Annotated in this window: 11 protein-coding genes; 2 read left to right on the top strand and 9 right to left on the bottom strand. The window is 67.2% G+C overall.

Annotated features, from left to right (window positions below):
- Positions 1 to 337: 337 nt before the first annotated feature.
- A complete protein-coding gene (locus QMG28_RS05990) occupies positions 338 to 2,086 on the bottom strand; it encodes an alpha-amylase family glycosyl hydrolase (protein WP_281841305.1) in 1,749 nt (582 codons plus the stop codon).
- Positions 2,087 to 2,235: 149 nt separating this feature from the next.
- Positions 2,236 to 3,564, bottom strand: a complete 1,329-nt coding sequence (locus tag QMG28_RS05995; RefSeq protein ID WP_281841306.1) for a tetratricopeptide repeat protein — start codon at positions 3,562 to 3,564, stop codon at positions 2,236 to 2,238.
- 158 nt (positions 3,565 to 3,722) lie between these two features.
- Here QMG28_RS05995 and QMG28_RS06000 point away from each other — a divergent pair, with 158 nt between their 5' ends.
- Both QMG28_RS06000 and QMG28_RS06005 read left to right on the top strand, forming a co-directional pair.
- Positions 3,723 to 4,970, top strand: a complete 1,248-nt coding sequence (locus QMG28_RS06000) for a UbiA family prenyltransferase (RefSeq protein WP_281841307.1) — start codon at positions 3,723 to 3,725, stop codon at positions 4,968 to 4,970.
- A 297-nt stretch (positions 4,971 to 5,267) separates the two neighbouring features.
- On the top strand, positions 5,268 to 6,788 hold the full coding sequence (locus tag QMG28_RS06005; RefSeq protein WP_281841308.1) for a hypothetical protein: 1,521 nt from the start codon (positions 5,268 to 5,270) through the stop codon (positions 6,786 to 6,788).
- A 111-nt stretch (positions 6,789 to 6,899) separates the two neighbouring features.
- Here QMG28_RS06005 and QMG28_RS06010 read toward each other — a convergent pair whose 3' ends face one another.
- The 7 genes from QMG28_RS06010 to QMG28_RS06040 form a co-directional block, all read right to left on the bottom strand.
- Positions 6,900 to 7,883, bottom strand: a complete 984-nt coding sequence (locus QMG28_RS06010; protein WP_281841309.1) for an SUMF1/EgtB/PvdO family nonheme iron enzyme — start codon at positions 7,881 to 7,883, stop codon at positions 6,900 to 6,902.
- A gap of 3 nt (positions 7,884 to 7,886) precedes the next feature.
- A complete protein-coding gene (locus QMG28_RS06015) occupies positions 7,887 to 9,647 on the bottom strand; it encodes a hypothetical protein (protein WP_281841310.1) in 1,761 nt (586 codons plus the stop codon).
- Positions 9,648 to 9,868: 221 nt separating this feature from the next.
- A complete protein-coding gene (glf, locus tag QMG28_RS06020) occupies positions 9,869 to 11,023 on the bottom strand; it encodes a UDP-galactopyranose mutase (RefSeq protein ID WP_281841311.1) in 1,155 nt (384 codons plus the stop codon).
- A gap of 101 nt (positions 11,024 to 11,124) precedes the next feature.
- Entirely contained in the window at positions 11,125 to 12,144 is a 1,020-nt protein-coding gene (locus QMG28_RS06025; RefSeq protein WP_281841312.1) for an ABC transporter ATP-binding protein, read from the bottom strand.
- Complete coding sequence (locus QMG28_RS06030; RefSeq protein WP_281841313.1) at positions 12,126 to 13,394, bottom strand: amylo-alpha-1,6-glucosidase; 1,269 nt, start codon at positions 13,392 to 13,394, stop codon at positions 12,126 to 12,128. Before QMG28_RS06030 ends, QMG28_RS06025 begins: the two co-directional genes overlap by 19 nt.
- Positions 13,391 to 14,605: a carbohydrate ABC transporter permease gene (locus tag QMG28_RS06035; protein ID WP_281841314.1), complete on the bottom strand. Its 1,215-nt coding sequence runs from the start codon at positions 14,603 to 14,605 to the stop codon at positions 13,391 to 13,393. The genes QMG28_RS06030 and QMG28_RS06035 overlap by 4 nt, the downstream gene beginning before the upstream one ends.
- Positions 14,602 to 15,846 carry a carbohydrate ABC transporter permease gene (locus QMG28_RS06040; RefSeq protein WP_281841315.1) on the bottom strand — a complete coding sequence of 415 codons (1,245 nt, stop codon included), beginning with the start codon at positions 15,844 to 15,846 and terminating at the stop codon, positions 14,602 to 14,604. Before QMG28_RS06040 ends, QMG28_RS06035 begins: the two co-directional genes overlap by 4 nt.
- Between the last annotated feature and the right edge of the window lie 9 nt (positions 15,847 to 15,855).

Below are 15,855 nucleotides of genomic sequence, written 5' to 3' on the forward strand. Positions count from 1 at the left end.
GGCATCCGGTTCAGCGGCCCGGGCATGGCGCAATGCCGCCCGCCTTCGGCCCTGATCGACCCGGGATGCCTCCCGGTCGGGAGAGGGCGTTCACCACGGGCGCGGCGTATTAACGGCAGGTTAATCGCCCGGGGCAACGGCGACGATCGTCGCGTCATTTCAATGGATTACGCCTCCCCAGCGACTCCAGAAATCCGGATTTCTGGAGCTACCGGCGCCTGGCTTGCTGCCCCGCGCGCCGCATCCCGACCAGTCGTGCATATGCCCCGGGTGCCCCGGGCTCGTCCCGGGTCCGGACAGGCCCCACCCCGCGCCCGGCGGGCCGGCCCCGGTCGGTTCACACGAAATTCGCGATCCAGCGGCACTGATAGGGCGCGAGGGTAATCGCGCCCTCGCCGGGGCGCACCGGCTCGCCGGTGAGCAGATCGGCCCAGGCTTCGTCTTCGATCAGGTTGAGCGCCGTTGCCGGCAGCTCCACCTCCTGATCCGAGACGTTGTGCAGCGCGAAGATCGACTGGGTGCGGTCCAGCGATTGCCGCCAGATGCCAAACACCCGGTCATCCAGCGAAAGCGTGAACTGGGTCGCGTTCGGGTGGAAGGCGGGCTGGCGCGCGCGCAGCTTCAGCCGCTCCGACAGCGCCGACAGCACACGGGCCTGATCCGATGTCCGGTCGGCCAGCTTCTCGCGCAGGCTCGGGTAATCCCAGCGGTGCCGGTTGATCGCCCGGTTCATGCCGCGCCGCTCCACCGCGTCGAGATCGTTGGGCGTGGCCAGCATGGCGTGGATGTAGAAGGCGGGAATGCCTTCGAGCGACATCACGATCGTCTGCGAGCACAGGAACCGCTCGGTCTTCAGATCGTCCTCACCGGCGAAGGTCTGCGTCATCGCATCGAAATAGGAGGTGTTGAGCTCATAGACCGCCTCGCCACCGCCCGGCAGCGCCCGCATCGAGGCCAGCCCGCCGCCGGCCTTCACCGTGTCGATCATCCGCGCGATCTCGCCCTCGGGCAGCAGCCCCTCGGCGGGGCGCATCCCGATCCCGTCATGCGAGGCGGTGAAGTTGAGATAGGCGCAGCCCAGCGGCGCGGGCGGCATGGCGCGCTGCCATTTCAGCAGATAGCTCGCCGAGCCCGACAGCATCGCATGCAGCACCAGCGGCGGCAGCGGGAAATTGTAGACCGAATGCGCCTCGTCGCGGTGACCGAAATAAGACAGGTTCTCAGCCTTGGGCACGTTCGTTTCCGTCAAGAGAACCACGCTTTCAGTGGCAAAATCGGCCAGCAGACGCAGCAATTTTACAATTGCGTGGGTTTCGGGCAGATGGATGCAGGAGGTGCCCACCCGCTTCCAGATGAAGGCCACCGCGTCGAGCCGGATGATCCGCACGCCCATGTCGATATGCAGCCGGATGATGCGCAGGATTTCCAGCAGCACCTCGGGATTGGCGAAGTTCAGATCCACCTGATCGTGGCTGAAGGTGCACCAGACATTGCGGACCCCATCGCTGGTTTCGACAGGTTGCAGCAGCGGCGTGGTGCGCGGGCGCACGACCTGCGAAAAATCCTCGTCCGGGTCGGCGGTGACGAAGAATTCGTCATAGGGCGGGTGGCCCTGGCGGAATTCGTTGAACCACGGGCTTTGCGACGAGACATGGTTGAGCACGAGATCCGACATCAGGTGAAATTCGCGCCCGATCCGCGCGACATCGCCCCAGCCGCCCAGCACCGGGTTCACCTTGCGGTAATCGGTGACGGCAAAGCCATCGTCGGAGGTGAACGGGAAGAAGGGCAGGATATGCACCCCGTTCACCACCCCGTCGAGATGGGTGACGAGAAAATCGTGCAGCAGTTCCAGCGGTTTGTTGACACCATCGGTGATCGTGTCGCCATAGGTGATGAGCACCGCATCGCGCTGCGACCACATGTTGTTGCCGGGCTTGCGCTGACGGGTGCGGCGATGGGTGCCCTCGGGCCAGAAGGCCTCGATCACCTTGGTGGCGAGAATGCCGGTATCGGGCTCGGGGTAGATCTGCGCCAGAAGCTGTTCCAGCCTCGCACCGAACGATGCCGCCTTGTTGTGAGTCATCACTCCCTCAATCGCCCCCGCCGGGCGGAAATCCTGCTGCAATATCCAGAGGATAGACCCAGGCGGCGGGAAGTCCAGCATCGCGGGCCGATTTTCGCGCGCAGCGGGTGTCAGCGCCGCCGCGAGGCCGGTTCTGCACAGAAATGAGGCTAGTTCCCGGCCAGCGCGCGGGCCGCCGCCGCCGAGCCCGGCCCGATCATCCCGTCAAGCGCGCCGGTATAAAGCCCGCGCTCCTGCAAAACCTTCTGAAAGGCCACCGCCGTATCGAAATCCCAGCGCGCCGGCGCACCCTTGCGCAGCGCCTCGAAACTGACCTCGCCGCTTTCGAGCGCACGGATATAGAGCAGCGCGGCCACGCCCGGATCCTTCTCCACGCCCTGCCCGGTTTCGTAGAGCACCGCCATTGCCGCCGTCGCTTCCGCCAGCCCGGCCCGCGAGGCCATGAGGGTGAGCCGCGCCCGTTCGCCGGGATTGTCGGGCAGGCCGGAGGCAGGATCGCCGTACAATGCGGCAAGCTCCAGCGCGGCGGTGATATTGCCCGCCTCGGCGGCGCGGGTATAGAGCGCGGCGGCGCGGGCCGGATCGGGGATGCCGAGCGCCGCATCGCGCCGCCCGGGAATGCCCTCGCCGGTCAGGTAGGTCTCGGCCAGCCGGTACTGGGCGAAGTGGTAGCCCGCCTCCGCCGCCCCTTCGAGCAGCGTCACCATGCGGGCCGGATCGCGCGGCACGCCCTTGCCGACCCGGTGCATCAGCGCCAGCGTGGTCATCCCCGGCGCATCGCCGAGCGCCACGGCGGCCTCGTAATGCGCGATGGCCTGCGGGGCATCCTCGCCGCCCGGGGCAAGGCCGAAGAGAAAGTAGTCGCCCAGCCGGGTCTCGGCCGGGCCGAAGCCATGGGCCGCCGCGCGCTCCAGCAGGGCAAAGGCGCCTGCCAGGTCGCGCCGCCCCTGGGCGATCTCGGCGGCGAGAAACAGCACATCGGCGGGCGCATCCTCGGCCCGGGCAGCGGCGGTGCAGGCTTGCGCCCCCGCGGCGAGCGCCGCGCGGCGGGACGCGGCCTGACTGGCGCCGGCGGGCACCCCCGCGCTTGCCGGCCCCGCCGTTGTCCGGCAGAGCTCGATATCGGGATCGGGGGCGGGCGCGGCCTCTGCTTCGGCCATCTCCGCCACCGGCGTGTCCGGCATGGCCTCTTCGCGCGCCGCCTCCGGCTCGGTGGCGATGGCATCGCCGTCCCCGCCATCGGCCGCGGGCCCGGGGCCGGACGCCTCGCCAGCCGTCGCCGCCAGCTCGCCCTCCTGCGAGGCGGCCTGATCCGGTTCGGTCAGTGACACATTGCCCTGGCTGGTCGCATCGCCGCTCACCGGCACCCCCGCCACGGCGGCAGGCGGCACCTCGGACGGGGCATCGTCTGCCGCCTGCCCCGATGCTGCCAAGGGCACAATCACAACCGCCGCAAAGGCGAGACCAAAGCCTTTCACCGCACACATCCCCTTTGTGTTAGCCATCCAATGGGTAGCCCGCATGGCCCACGCTGTCCATGTTAACAAGGAGATAGCGCGGCAAAACCATTGTCATCGCCGGTTTGGGAGGGCAACCTGCCCGAAAGGGGAAGAATCCCGACCGTCAGGGAGCGGACGTGACCGGCACTCCACCGAGCGATACAGCCGCGCCCTTCGTGGTCGAGCTGGATGCAGACCTGCTGCGGGGCAACCTGCGGGGCGAGCGATTCTGGTGCGCGCTGCGGAGCGACTGGCGCGCGATCCTACCCGGCAACCCGGCCCGCGAGGTGGCGGCCCGGGAGTTCGACATCGCTCACCTGCCCTATGACGACACGGTGCTGCACTCGGTGCGCGCGGCGCGGGCGGCGGGCCGGACCACGGTGCTGCGCGCGGCGGACCCGGCGCTGGCCGAAGCGGTGGCGGCGGAGCTTGGCTGCTTCGACACCACCGAGGCCGGCCCACCGATGCGCGCCACCCCGGCAAGCCGCACCCGGCCACGCCTGCCGGTCTTCGCCGAGGCGCTGCGCGCGATGCGCCCGCATCAATGGGTGAAGAACCTGCTCGTCTTCCTGCCGATGGTGGTGGGGCACCGGGTCGACCTTCCGTCGCTCGGGCAAAGCCTGCTCGCCTTTCTGAGCTTCTCGCTGATCGCCTCGGCGGTCTATCTGCTCAACGACCTGATGGACCTGCCCGCCGACCGCCGCCACAGGACCAAGCGTGAGCGCCCCTTCGCCTCTGGCCGCCTGCCGCTCAGCCTGGGCGGGCGGCTCGTGCCCGCGCTGCTCGCCGCCGGGTTCCTCATCGCGGCGCTGAACGGGCCGGCGCTGCTCGGCGTGATGGCCGTTTATGCGGTGACCACGACGGCATATTCCTTCCGGATCAAGGGCAGCCTCGGGGCCGATATCATCGTGCTCGCCACGCTTTATACGCTGCGGATCATCGCCGGATCGGCGGCCACCGCCACCGTACCCTCGATGTGGCTCCTGAGTTTCTCGATCTTCCTGTTCCTCTCGCTCGGCGCGGTGAAGCGCCTGGCCGAGCTGGTCGATCTCGAATCGCAGGATGTGCGCAAGAAGGCCGAGGGCCGCGCCTATCAGATCGAGGACCGGCCGGTGGTGGCGATGATCGCCACCTCGGCGGGGTTTCTCGCGGTGCTGGTTCTGGCGCTCTATATCGACACGAGCGAGGTGCAGTCGCAATACAATGCGCCGCAATTCCTCTGGGGGATCGGCCTTGTCCTGCTCTACTGGATCAGCCGCACGGTGCTGCTGGCCCATCGCGGACTGGTCAACCAGGACCCGGTGATCTTCGCCCTGACCGACCGGATCAGCCGGTGGACGGCGCTCGTCGCGATCGTGCTCTATATCGCGGCGGCGATGGGGTGATTCTCTCGGCCGATGCCGCGATGCGGCATTTCCGGCCCCGGGAGCCTGCGTCAGCCTGCCGCAGAATCCGCCCGAAAACAGTGAAAATCGCCCGGCTTTGGCGGATATTCGCCTAAAATTCGCCCGTTTTATCGTGGTTCGCCGGTGCCGTTATTGTGATCTTAAACTCGTCTCGTTACGAGCCGGCGGATGATGAAAAACACCACTCACATTCTCCGGGCCACGTTCGGCTCGCCCCGGCTCGCCCAACGTGCAGCCCTGTTCGCAGGCGGCGCCGCAATCGCGGCGGTCGTTTCCGTGAGCGCGAGTCACGCCGTTGTCAGCGCCCTGTTCCCGCGCCAGGCCATCTCCGCCACCCTCGCGGCCAATCAGCCGGCCACCGCCCGCGCGGTGCCGGATATCATCCTGTCATCCACGCCCGCCGATAGCGGGATCGAGGTTGCCCCGCTCGACGCCGTGCCCAGCCCCGCCGAGCCCGTGATGGCCGCGCGCGCGCCGGCGGCCTTGCCGGAGGCCGCACCGGCGGACCCGGAGGACGAGATCGTGATATCGACGAAATCCGTCACCGACATCGCCCTGCCGCAAGCGCCCGAGGCCAGTGGCGGCACGGCGCCTGACATGGCCATGGCCGAAATCGCGATGCCCGGCCGCGCCCTCGCCGCGCCGCCGATGCGCCCGGCGATGGACGAGGCGGCACAGCCGGAAGCCTATGCCGCCCTCGCCGCCGCCGATGCCGAGGCCCGCCATGGCGCCACCCTTGGCTTCACCACGCCCGAGGTGGCGCTGGACAGCATGACCACGGCCTATGCCGCGCCCGACATGCCCGCGACCCGGCCGCAACCGCGCCCCGAAATCGCTGCCCCGGTGCTGGCCGAAGCAGAGGCGAGCTTTGCCGAAACCATTCCCGGCATCCGGCCCCAACCGCGCCCGGAGGCCACCCGCGTGGCCGCCCTGCTCGCCCAGCCCAGCGCCCCCGCCGCCACGGTAGCGGAGCCGGTTCCGGCGCGGTCCGGCGGCCTCTTCTCGGGCGGTGGTTCGCGCAATTGCGGCACCACCCTCGCCCGCGCCATGCCGCGCCGCTCCGGTGGCGCCGCCGGCGGCGCAGCGTTCTTCGCCGCACTCGGCAACCTCTCGGGCACCGACCGCGACGCCCGGGTGATCCAGGAGCTGGCACGCGGCAACATGCCGAACTTCCTGCGCCGGCTGGAGCCGGTGACGTTCCGGGGCCAGGATGCGCGCGGAGCCGACGCCGAAATCGTGATCTGCGTCACCCCCGACTACCTCGCGCTCGGCTCGGACAGCGATTTCGTGCGCGTGCCGCTCGGCCTGCCCGCCGCCGCGCGTATCGCCGGGCAGTTCGACATGACGCTTCCCACGCCGCGCATGGTCGATGCGATTTACGCCCAGGCCGATGTGCACCTGTCGCCCGCACCGATGCAGGCGGGGCCGCAAATGTCGTCCACCGCCTACTTCCTGCGCCACAATGCCACGATCCAGGGCCAGCTTGGCGGGCGTGGCGGGCTGGTTGCCGGCCAGAAGAAAGACGTGGTGATGGCGAGCCGCATGGCCTCGGCCCCTGGCCGGGTGGCGATCTATGGCTGGCACCGCTCGGGCGGCAGCCCGATCCAGCCGGTGAGCACCGTGCACGGCGCGAATTACGCCGATTACAGCCACGGCATTCGGCTCGTCAGCAAGACGGCCTATCTCAATGGCCGCCCGGTGAGCCTTGACGAGCTGCTTGGCTCCAGCCGCTACGCCTCGCTGCTGAACAGCGAAGGCCCCCTGCCCGGCCCGGTCATCCGCACGGCGAGCCGCTAAGAAGGGTTCGGAAGAAAAAACCGCCGGGCGATCGCCCGGCGGTTTTCTTGTGTCAGGTGGGCACGCCTCTTCTAAACCGCGTGGCCCGCGCCGATCCGGCCGCCCCGGCCCTCAGCGCACATCCTTGAAGCAGCGAAAGCCGAGATGGTAATTGCGGTGCGACGAGGCCGAGAGCACGCGGCTGCCATGCCAGTACGGCGCACGCCAGCGAGCCCATTCCTCATGGGCGCGGATCTTGTCCCAGATGAACCACGATCCCTTCATCTCGGTCACACCCAGCGTGGTCGAGCCGCGCGAGGCCATCTGATCGGGGGCGAGCGGCAGGTTCATATGCTCAGCGGCATTGCCTTCGAGATCGTAGACGCCCAGCGCCGATTTGCAGTTCGGGAAGGCCCCCACCGGATAGGTGTTGGAGCCGCAGCCCGACCAGGAACCGCCGTTGCAGCCCGGTGACTTCGAGCTGTTCTGGGCGCAGATGCCACGCTGCCATTGCGGCCCGTAGGTCCAGTTTTTCGACGCGCCCCACTTGCCGTTATGCCAGGCGCGCATCGCCTGTTGCGAGCCGAGATCGAAGCGGTAATCGGGCTCAAGCAGCGCGCCCGCCGCCGCGCCTTCCCATTCATGGGCGTCGCCCATCCGCTTGCCCTCGGCGGCGCAGACCTGCGCGGCCTCGGAGGCGCGCACCCAGGTCACCGGGTAGGCCAGCGGCACGTTGGGGTATTCGAACATGTCGATGCAGACCTTCGCATCCTCCGGGCGCTGGGTGGCCGGATCGTAGAGCGGCGCCATGTAGCGCTCGCCGCAGATCCGCTCGAAGCGGGAATTGCGGTAGTAGGCATAGGCGTTCTGCGGCAGCCGGGCCTGCGCCTCGGCGGCTGTCATCGGGTGGCGGGTGATGGCCGGATTGCCCTGCCCCATCCAGCCCGACGCCTGAAAGATCTGGCGAATGCGCGAAATCTCGGCGGCGCTCACACCGCGCACCTGCTGCATCTGGGCGAACATCGCCTCGTTGTTCTCCGCCAGCGTCGCGGCGGTGGCGGGAAGCGCGGCCATGAGGCCGAGCGAGAGGGCGGCGGCCCTGACCAGCTTGCGCATGAATCACTCCTTCCTGAGCAGGTAGATGAAGTCGCGGTTATCCGAGAATGTCACGAAACGGGGCACCCGGCTACCGTCGAGCCACGGATCGCTCTCGGCCATCGGGCGCGACAGATGATCGGCGACCAGCCCGTCGCCGGCCTCGTTCTGGCGGTAGAGCGCCATATAGGTCAGCTCCGGCGAGTTCATGTCGAGCAACATGCCGTAATCGCACTCATAGGCCTGGAACACCCGCGCCATCGCCGAGGGCGTGACGGACGAGAAATAGGCGTAGATCAGGAATTTGCGCCCGCCGCTTTCGCGCAGGCAGGCGCCGGAGCGCAGCGTGCGCAGTTGCGCCTCCGCCGAGCCCGACCAGTTGCCGCCGCCCCAGCTTGTCACCCGCGGCCCCGGCACGCTGGCGCCTGTCCCGGGATCGCGCTCGACGACAGACACGCCGTTCTGCCGGGCATAGGCCAGGCGCGGGATCATCGCATTGTCGGCCTCCTGCCAGGTTTTCATGCCCACCTCGCCATCGACGGTCACGTAGAGCGTGGCGAGGTTTTCGATCATCCGCGAAAAGGTGACGCCGTTGGAGATGAAGCCGTAATGGTGGCCACGGTTGAACCCGGCATAATCGGAAAAGCGAAACGCCCCGTGATCGCGCTTGAAGCCGCCGGCAATGCCCGCGACCACGCGCGGGGTCAGCGCCGGAGAGAGCATTCCGTTGCGCACCAGCGGATCGGGGCGCGCAAAGCCGTCGGGGCCGGGAATGTTCCAGTCGATGCCGCTGCGCTGCGGGCGCGACGACCATTCGAGGCCCGGGTGATCGGTGCCAAGCTCGTAGCCCACATCGAACCGGCCGAGGTCGAAGGCGACGAGGTAGACATCGGCATTCTGCTCGACCCCGTCGAACCAGTTGGCTCCGTTGCGCGCCTTGAGGATCTCGGCCGAGATCAGGCCGGGCTGCATCACCGAGGCGAAAACGCCCTCCTGCCCGTCGGCCACGTACCAGCTGCCCGCTTCCATCCCGTCCGGCGCGCCCTCCACCGGCAGGCCCATCGCGGTGCGCATGAGCGGGCGGCGGTCGAGATCGGCCTGGCCCAGCGCCGCGACCACCGCGCCGGTATCGTCCTCCTCGCCGCCGAGCGCGGCGGATTCGAGGAACGCATCTTCAAAGAAGGTGCCCTTGATCAGATTGACCAGCTTGTCGCCGAAAACCACATTCTTGCGCAGAAAGTCCGACACCGCCTCGCGGTTGGTGCGCGAGCCTGAGACCTTGTTGCGCAGATAGAGCCGGCCGCCGCAGACCGGCGCATAGGGCAGCCCGCTGCCCGCCGCCGTGGCCAGATCGGAGGTTTCGCCGGCCCAGGGGCGGCATTCGCGCGCATCGCCCGCCCCCTCGATCAGCAGCGCCGGGTCGGCGCCGCCGGTCAGCGAGACAAACCATGTGGCGGCGTCGCCGTTCTCGAAATGCCAGCTTTCGGCGCGGCCCTGCCCCTCGGCGGGGCGGCGTTCGAGCAGATACCAGCGGTTGACGCCGGGATGCAGCGAGGTCAGCCGGAGCGTGCCGCCATCGGCCAGCGCCACCTCCTGGGTCGCGCGCATGGGCGAGAATTCGACAACCGAAGGCACGGTATCGCCGGCGTAAACCTGCCATTGCGCATCGAGCGTTGCCGCATCGGGCGCGGGAATGCCCTGCCCGAACACCGGCGCTGCCAGCGCCGCGGCAACCCCCACGGCGCCCACCGCCACACCCAGACGCCGGGCTAACTCAAACCCCATGACCCGCTCCAATCCTGTCTCAGCTCAAACCGCGCGGAACCGCCTCGCAATCCGGGAAAGCATCTGCTGCGCGCGGTGGCCGTAATCGCGGCCCCGCCTTGCGCAAAATCCATCCCCCGGAAACCTGTTGCCCGCCATGAATCGACTGTCTCAGCCCCCGATCATAAGGGCCCCGTCCGGCGAGCCAACCCCGCCCGGGATGAAATTTCCGTGGCTGGCCGTCAGAGCGGCGCGACGAAGAAGACCGGCGGCGTTTCGCCCAGTTCCTCGGCCCGCGCCCAGGCGCGGGCGGCGTCGAGCGCCTCGCGGATCGTCACGTCCATATCGAGATAGCGATAGGTGCCGAGACGGCCGACGAAGCTGACGCCGCGCTCGGTTTTCGCCCTGTCGACATAGGCGCTGAGCATCTCTTTTTCATCGACGAGGCGGATCGGGTAATAGGGAATGTCGTCCGGCCCGCATTCGCGCGAGAATTCACGGTAGAGCACAGAGCCTTCATGGCTTTCCCACGGGCTGAAATGCTTGTGCTCGGTGATGCGCGTATAGGGCACGCCGACCTCGCCGTAATTCATCACCGCCGTGCCCTGGTAATCGCCGTCATGGGTGAAGCGCTCAAAATCCAGCGTGCGGTAGCCGAGGCGGCCCAGCTCATAGTCGAACCAGCCATCGAGCGGGCCGGAATAGAAGACGTGATCGTAGGCGGCGGCTTCGGCGCGGGTGACCTTGCGGCCAAGCTCCACACGGATGCCCTCGTGATCGAGGATGCGCCCGATCATCGCCGTGTAGCCGTTTTCCGGCATCCCCTGAAAGCGATGAGCGAAGTAATTGTCGTCGTAATTGAAGCGCACCGGCAGGCGCTTGAGGATCGAGGCGGGCAACTCGGTGGGCGAGCAGCCCCATTGCTTCTGGGTGTAGCCCTTGAAGAACGCTTCGTAGAGATCGGGGCCGACGAAGCGCAGCGCCTGCTCCTCGAAGGTTTGCGGATCGTCTATCGAGGTATCGGCCTGCTCTTCGATGAAGGCCTTCGCCTCGTCCGGGCGCATGGCGCGGCCATAGAACTGGTTGATCGTGTGCAGGTTGATCGGCAGCGAGTAGACATGCCCGCCCACCGTGGTCTTGACCCGGTTCTTGTAGGGCATGAACCGCTCGAACCGGTTCACATATTCCCACACTTCCTCGTCGTCGGTGTGGAAGATATGGGGCCCATAGACATGCACCATCACGCCGGTATCGCCATCGCGCTCGGTGTGGCAATTGCCGCCGATATGATCGCGCGCGTCGATCACCGTGACCTTGTGGCCAAGCTCGGCCAGATGCCGCCCGATCACCGCGCCGGACAGCCCCGCGCCCACCATCAGAAGGTTCTTGCCACCCATCGCCCTGCTCCTGCCTGCCGTTCACACACGTCCCGCCCCGCCTATGCGTTCGCGCGGGGCGTGTCAAACCGCCTCGCCGGCTGCCGGGCGGTTCTGCGGGATCAGTCGCGGATCGTGTGGCCGGCGGCATCGAAGGCGTGCAGCTTGCCCGGCGCGAAGGCGAGGCCCAGCGTGGCGCCGGGCTTTACCTCGGTATCGCCCTCGACGCGCACGGTCACATGGCCCGCACCCGCGCAATCGACGATCAGATAGGTATCGGCGCCGAGATATTCGACCACGTCCACAACACCATCCATCATCCCCGCGCCGGGATCGACCGGCGTGATATGTTCGGGCCGCACGCCGATCTGCGCCGCGCCTTGCGGCAGGCCCGGCCCGGAGGCCGCATCGGCGGGAAAGACGTTCATCTTCGGGCTGCCGATGAACTGGGCGACGAACAGGTTGGCGGGGCGCTCGTACAGCTCGCGCGGGCTGCCGATCTGGGCGATCCTGCCCGCCTCAAGCACCACGATCCGGTCGGCCAGCGTCATCGCTTCCACCTGATCATGGGTGACATAGATCATCGTGGCCTGCAGCGAGCGGTGCAGCTTGGCGATCTCGTAGCGCATCTCGACGCGCAAGGCGGCATCGAGGTTCGACAGCGGCTCGTCGAACAGGAAGGCGGTGGGATCGCGCACGATCGAGCGGCCGATGGCGACGCGCTGGCGCTGGCCGCCGGACAGATCCTTGGGCCGCCGGTCGAGATAGTCGCCCAGCTTCAGCACGTCCGCAGCCCGGTCGACCTTTTCGACGATCTCGGATTTCGCCACCCCGGCTGCCTTGAGCGAGAAGCCCATATTCTCGCGCACCGACATATGCGGGTAAAGCGCGTAGGACTGAAACACCATGGTCAGCCCGCGCTGCGATGGCGCCTCGGCGGTGGCGTCGCGCCCGTCGATCAGAACCTGCCCGCGCGAGGTTTCCTCCAGCCCCGCGATCATCCGCAGAAGGGTGGACTTGCCGCAGCCAGAGGGGCCGACGAAGATGATGAACTCGCCCTCCTCGATGGCGAGATCGACGCCCTTGATCACCTGCACATCGCCGAACCATTTTTCGACCGCTCTCAGCTCGATGCTGGACATGAAATCCTCCCGCTTGTGGGTGACGCCCAGGCCAGCCAGACGGCGGCCGTCCATGTAAAATTGCGCCCGCCGGCGGGGGTGCCGTCGCGCGGGTCGAAATATTCGGCAAAGCCGCCGGTGGCGATCATCTCGCCGGTGTTCAATCGCAGCGCCTCGGCCAGATCGCCATGCCCGGCCTCGTCGAGCCCCATGGCGATAAGCCAGTTCATCATCGCCCAAACCGGCCCGCGCCAGTAGCGGCGCGGCTCATAGGCCGGGTGGCCCGGATCGGCGCTCGGCACGCCAAAGCGGGTGAGGCCACGGATACGCTCGAAATGGGCGAGCATCCGGTCATCGTGCAAGCCGCCATACCAGCTCAGGAAGGAGGCATTGGAGATCACGCCGGAATGCTGGCCGCTGCGGATATCGAGGCAGTCATAGGCTCCGATCTCCGGGTTCCACAGCCGCTCCGCCCCGGCCCCGATCGCGGCAATCCAGCCCTCGATCTCATCCGTCGGCGCGCCGAATTCCCGCGCCAAAGCCAGCAGGTCGCGATTGGCGCGCAGGAGGATGAAGGTCATCGTCGGATCGGCCACGCGGAAGGGCGAGTCCGCCTTGATATGCGCCTCGTCCCAGCCGCTCTCGCGCCCGAGCTTCACCAGGTAGAGGTAGCGGTCGTATTCATAGGAGCGCGGGCGCTCGTCCTCGACCACATGGGTGGTGTCGCGGCGGCGGTATTCTTCGACCCCCACGGGTTCGATGGCGGCAAAGGGCGCATCCCAGTCCGGGGCATTGTCACGGCCCGTCTCCCACGGGTGGCTGACGCAGATCGCCCCGCCCTCGCCGCGCCAGGTGATGAACCAGCGGTGCCAGTCGGTCAGGCGCGGGATGAGGGCACGCACATGCGCCGCGCCCAGCGCCTTGTCCTGCTCGTAGAGGCAGCGGATGAAGGTGGCGGCCACCGGCGGCTGGCTGATCCCCGACGAAGGCAACGGCCCCACCCCGCCCCAGATATCGGGACCGGGGAAGTAGGAGGGATCGACCTTATGAAACAGGATATGCGGCACCATGCCGTTGGGCCATTGGCCGGAAAACAGCGTCTCGATCTCGGCCCAGGCACGGGCCCGGTCATGCTCGGCGAAGCCCATCGCCGCGAAGATACTGTCCCAGTTCCACTGATAGGGATAGAGCCCCGCCGTGGGAACGGTGTAGCCGCCCCGGTCATTGCCCGCGAGGATCGCGCGGGCCTCATTGTCGAGTGCCAGGTTCATCCTTTGACCGACCCCGCGGTCAGGCCCTTGGTCATGAATTTCTCAAGCCCGAGGAACAGCGCCATGATCGGCACGGTGGCGATCACCGAACCCGCCATCAGGTGCTGGCGCGGGATCTCGGAGGAATTGAGCGAGGCGATGCCGCGGGTGAGGGTGAATTTCGACGGGTCGTCAAGCAGCATGAAGGCAAGCAGGAATTCGTTCCAGGCGATCATGAAGACGTAGAGCGAGACGGAGGCGAGCGCCGGCAGCGAGAGTGGCAGGGTGATTTTCCAGATCACCTGGAGGCGCGACAGCCCGTCCATCAGCCCGGCCTCTTCCACCTCGGCGGGAAGCCCCCGGAAATAGCCCTGCAGCATGTAGAGCGCCACGGGAATGGTGGTGACAGGATAGATCATCACGATCCCGGTGATGGAATTGCGCAGGCCCGTCATTGAAAAGGCGATGTAGATCGGCAGCGCCAGCACGATCATCGGCACCATGTAAATGAGCAGGATCGAGCGCGAAAAGGCCGCCTGCCCCCGAAAGCGCAGCCGCGCCACCGCATAGGCGCCGGGAATGGCGAAGGCGAGCGTGATCAGCACGGTCAGGACGGAAATGTAAAACGAGGTCCACATATATTCGCCGAAGCGGAAATCGCGGACCAACTCCACATAGGAGCGGAACAGGCCCCAGCCCTGCGACAGGTCGATGGAAAAATCGAGCGGGTTCTGGATCAGCTGAGCCTGGTTCTTCAGCGATGTCATCACCATCACGTAGAACGGGATGACCACGATGGCGGTGAAGAAGATATAGCCAAACCCCATCAGGAACCGGATCACCGCGCCTTCGAACTGGTGGCGGGTGAGCACGCCGACGGGCAGATCGCGCAAAAACAGCGCGAGCGGCCAGCCGGTGCCGATCCCGAGCGCCAGCGCCGTCAGCACGAAGGACAGCGCCGAAATGCCCGCGCCCGTCACCACCGGGCCGATGCCGACCGACATGAGCGCGCCCGCAAGGATCGCGCCAAGCGCCGACAGCGCCCAGGCCCGGGGCAGCCAGAAGGCGGCGAGCCCCAGCACCGCCCCCAGCCCGAGCGCGCCCGGCAGCCATGGCCGGAACGCCGCGCCGGTGGCGAAGGACATGGCGACCGAGACGGTCGCGGCGATCACGAACATCCACAGCGCCCCGAGCAGCGGCGCGGTGACATAGCCGAAACGCAGATATCTCACAGCCCTTCCTCCCTGCTGATGAACCTGAAGAAGAAGAAGGAAAACAGGATGAGACAGCCGAAGATCACCACCGCCACCGCCGCGCCGGCACCGATATTGGACACGGCAAAGGCCTGTTCATAGACGTTCACGGTAAGCGTGCGGGTGCCGGCATTGCCGCCGGTCAGCAGGAAGATGTCGTCGAATTTGTTGAAGGTCCAGATGAAGCGCAGCAGGAACAGCACCGAGAGGATGCCGAGCAGCATCGGCAGGCTGAGATACCAGAATTTCTGGAACGGCGAAGCGCCGTCCATATCGGCGGCCTCATACATGTCGGTGTCGATCGACTGCATCCGCGCGAGGATGAACAGGAACGACAGCGGGAAGTAGCGCCAGATCTCGAAGGCGGTCACCGTCAGCAGCGCAAGCGGGCGCTGGCCGAAGAAATTGATCGCCTGATCGGTCACGCCCATCTGCACCAGAAGCGCATTGGCCGAGCCCGAGAACGGATCGAAGAGCAGGATCCAGGCGAAAGCCACGGCGATCACCGGGGCGACATAGGGGAAGAGGTAAAGCCCGCGCAGGATGCCCTGGCCTTTGAAGGAATGGTTGAGCAGCATCGCGGCGAACAGGCCCATGACCAGCGCGCCGATGGTGCCGAACACGGTATAGAACAGGGTGACGCCGAGCACCGACCAGAATTCGTTGCCGTCGAAGATCGCGCGGAAATTGTCGAGCGTGAACTCGCCCGAGGTGAGCACCGATTGCGATCTGAAGGCGATTTCGGCGGGGGTATCGTCCACCTCCGCGCCATTGTCGAAAAACGCCTGCCCGACGATTACCGGGATCGTGAGCGTCTCGCGGTGACCGCCCTCCCAATCGCCGAAATCGCAGCGGAACGCGGCGCCGTCGAGATTGCAGCGCGGGTCGATCGCGACGGGCTCCAGCCCCGGCGTCCAGCTATCGGTGAGCACCACGCCAGTCACGCCGGCCTCGGCGCTGGAATTGCGCAGCCGGTAGCGCAGCGTGGCCTCGTCGCCCGCCGCCTCCGGGTTGCCGCGCAGATCTTCGCGCACGATGGCTTCGGGCGGGCGCAGATCGCCCAGCTCCACCGGCTTGAAGCTGATCCAGAACACCGCGATCAGCGGCAGCACCACCACCGCCGCCACGGCGAATATGGTGGGAAACAACAGGCCCCAGGCCAGCCGCGCCTCGCGGCGGGCGAGCGGCCCGGTGCCGATGGGAGGGGTGGCGTCACTCATCGCGCAAGT

Source organism: Sinisalibacter aestuarii (assembly GCF_027923545.1).
Classification (GTDB): Bacteria; Pseudomonadota; Alphaproteobacteria; order Rhodobacterales; family Rhodobacteraceae; genus Sinisalibacter; species Sinisalibacter aestuarii.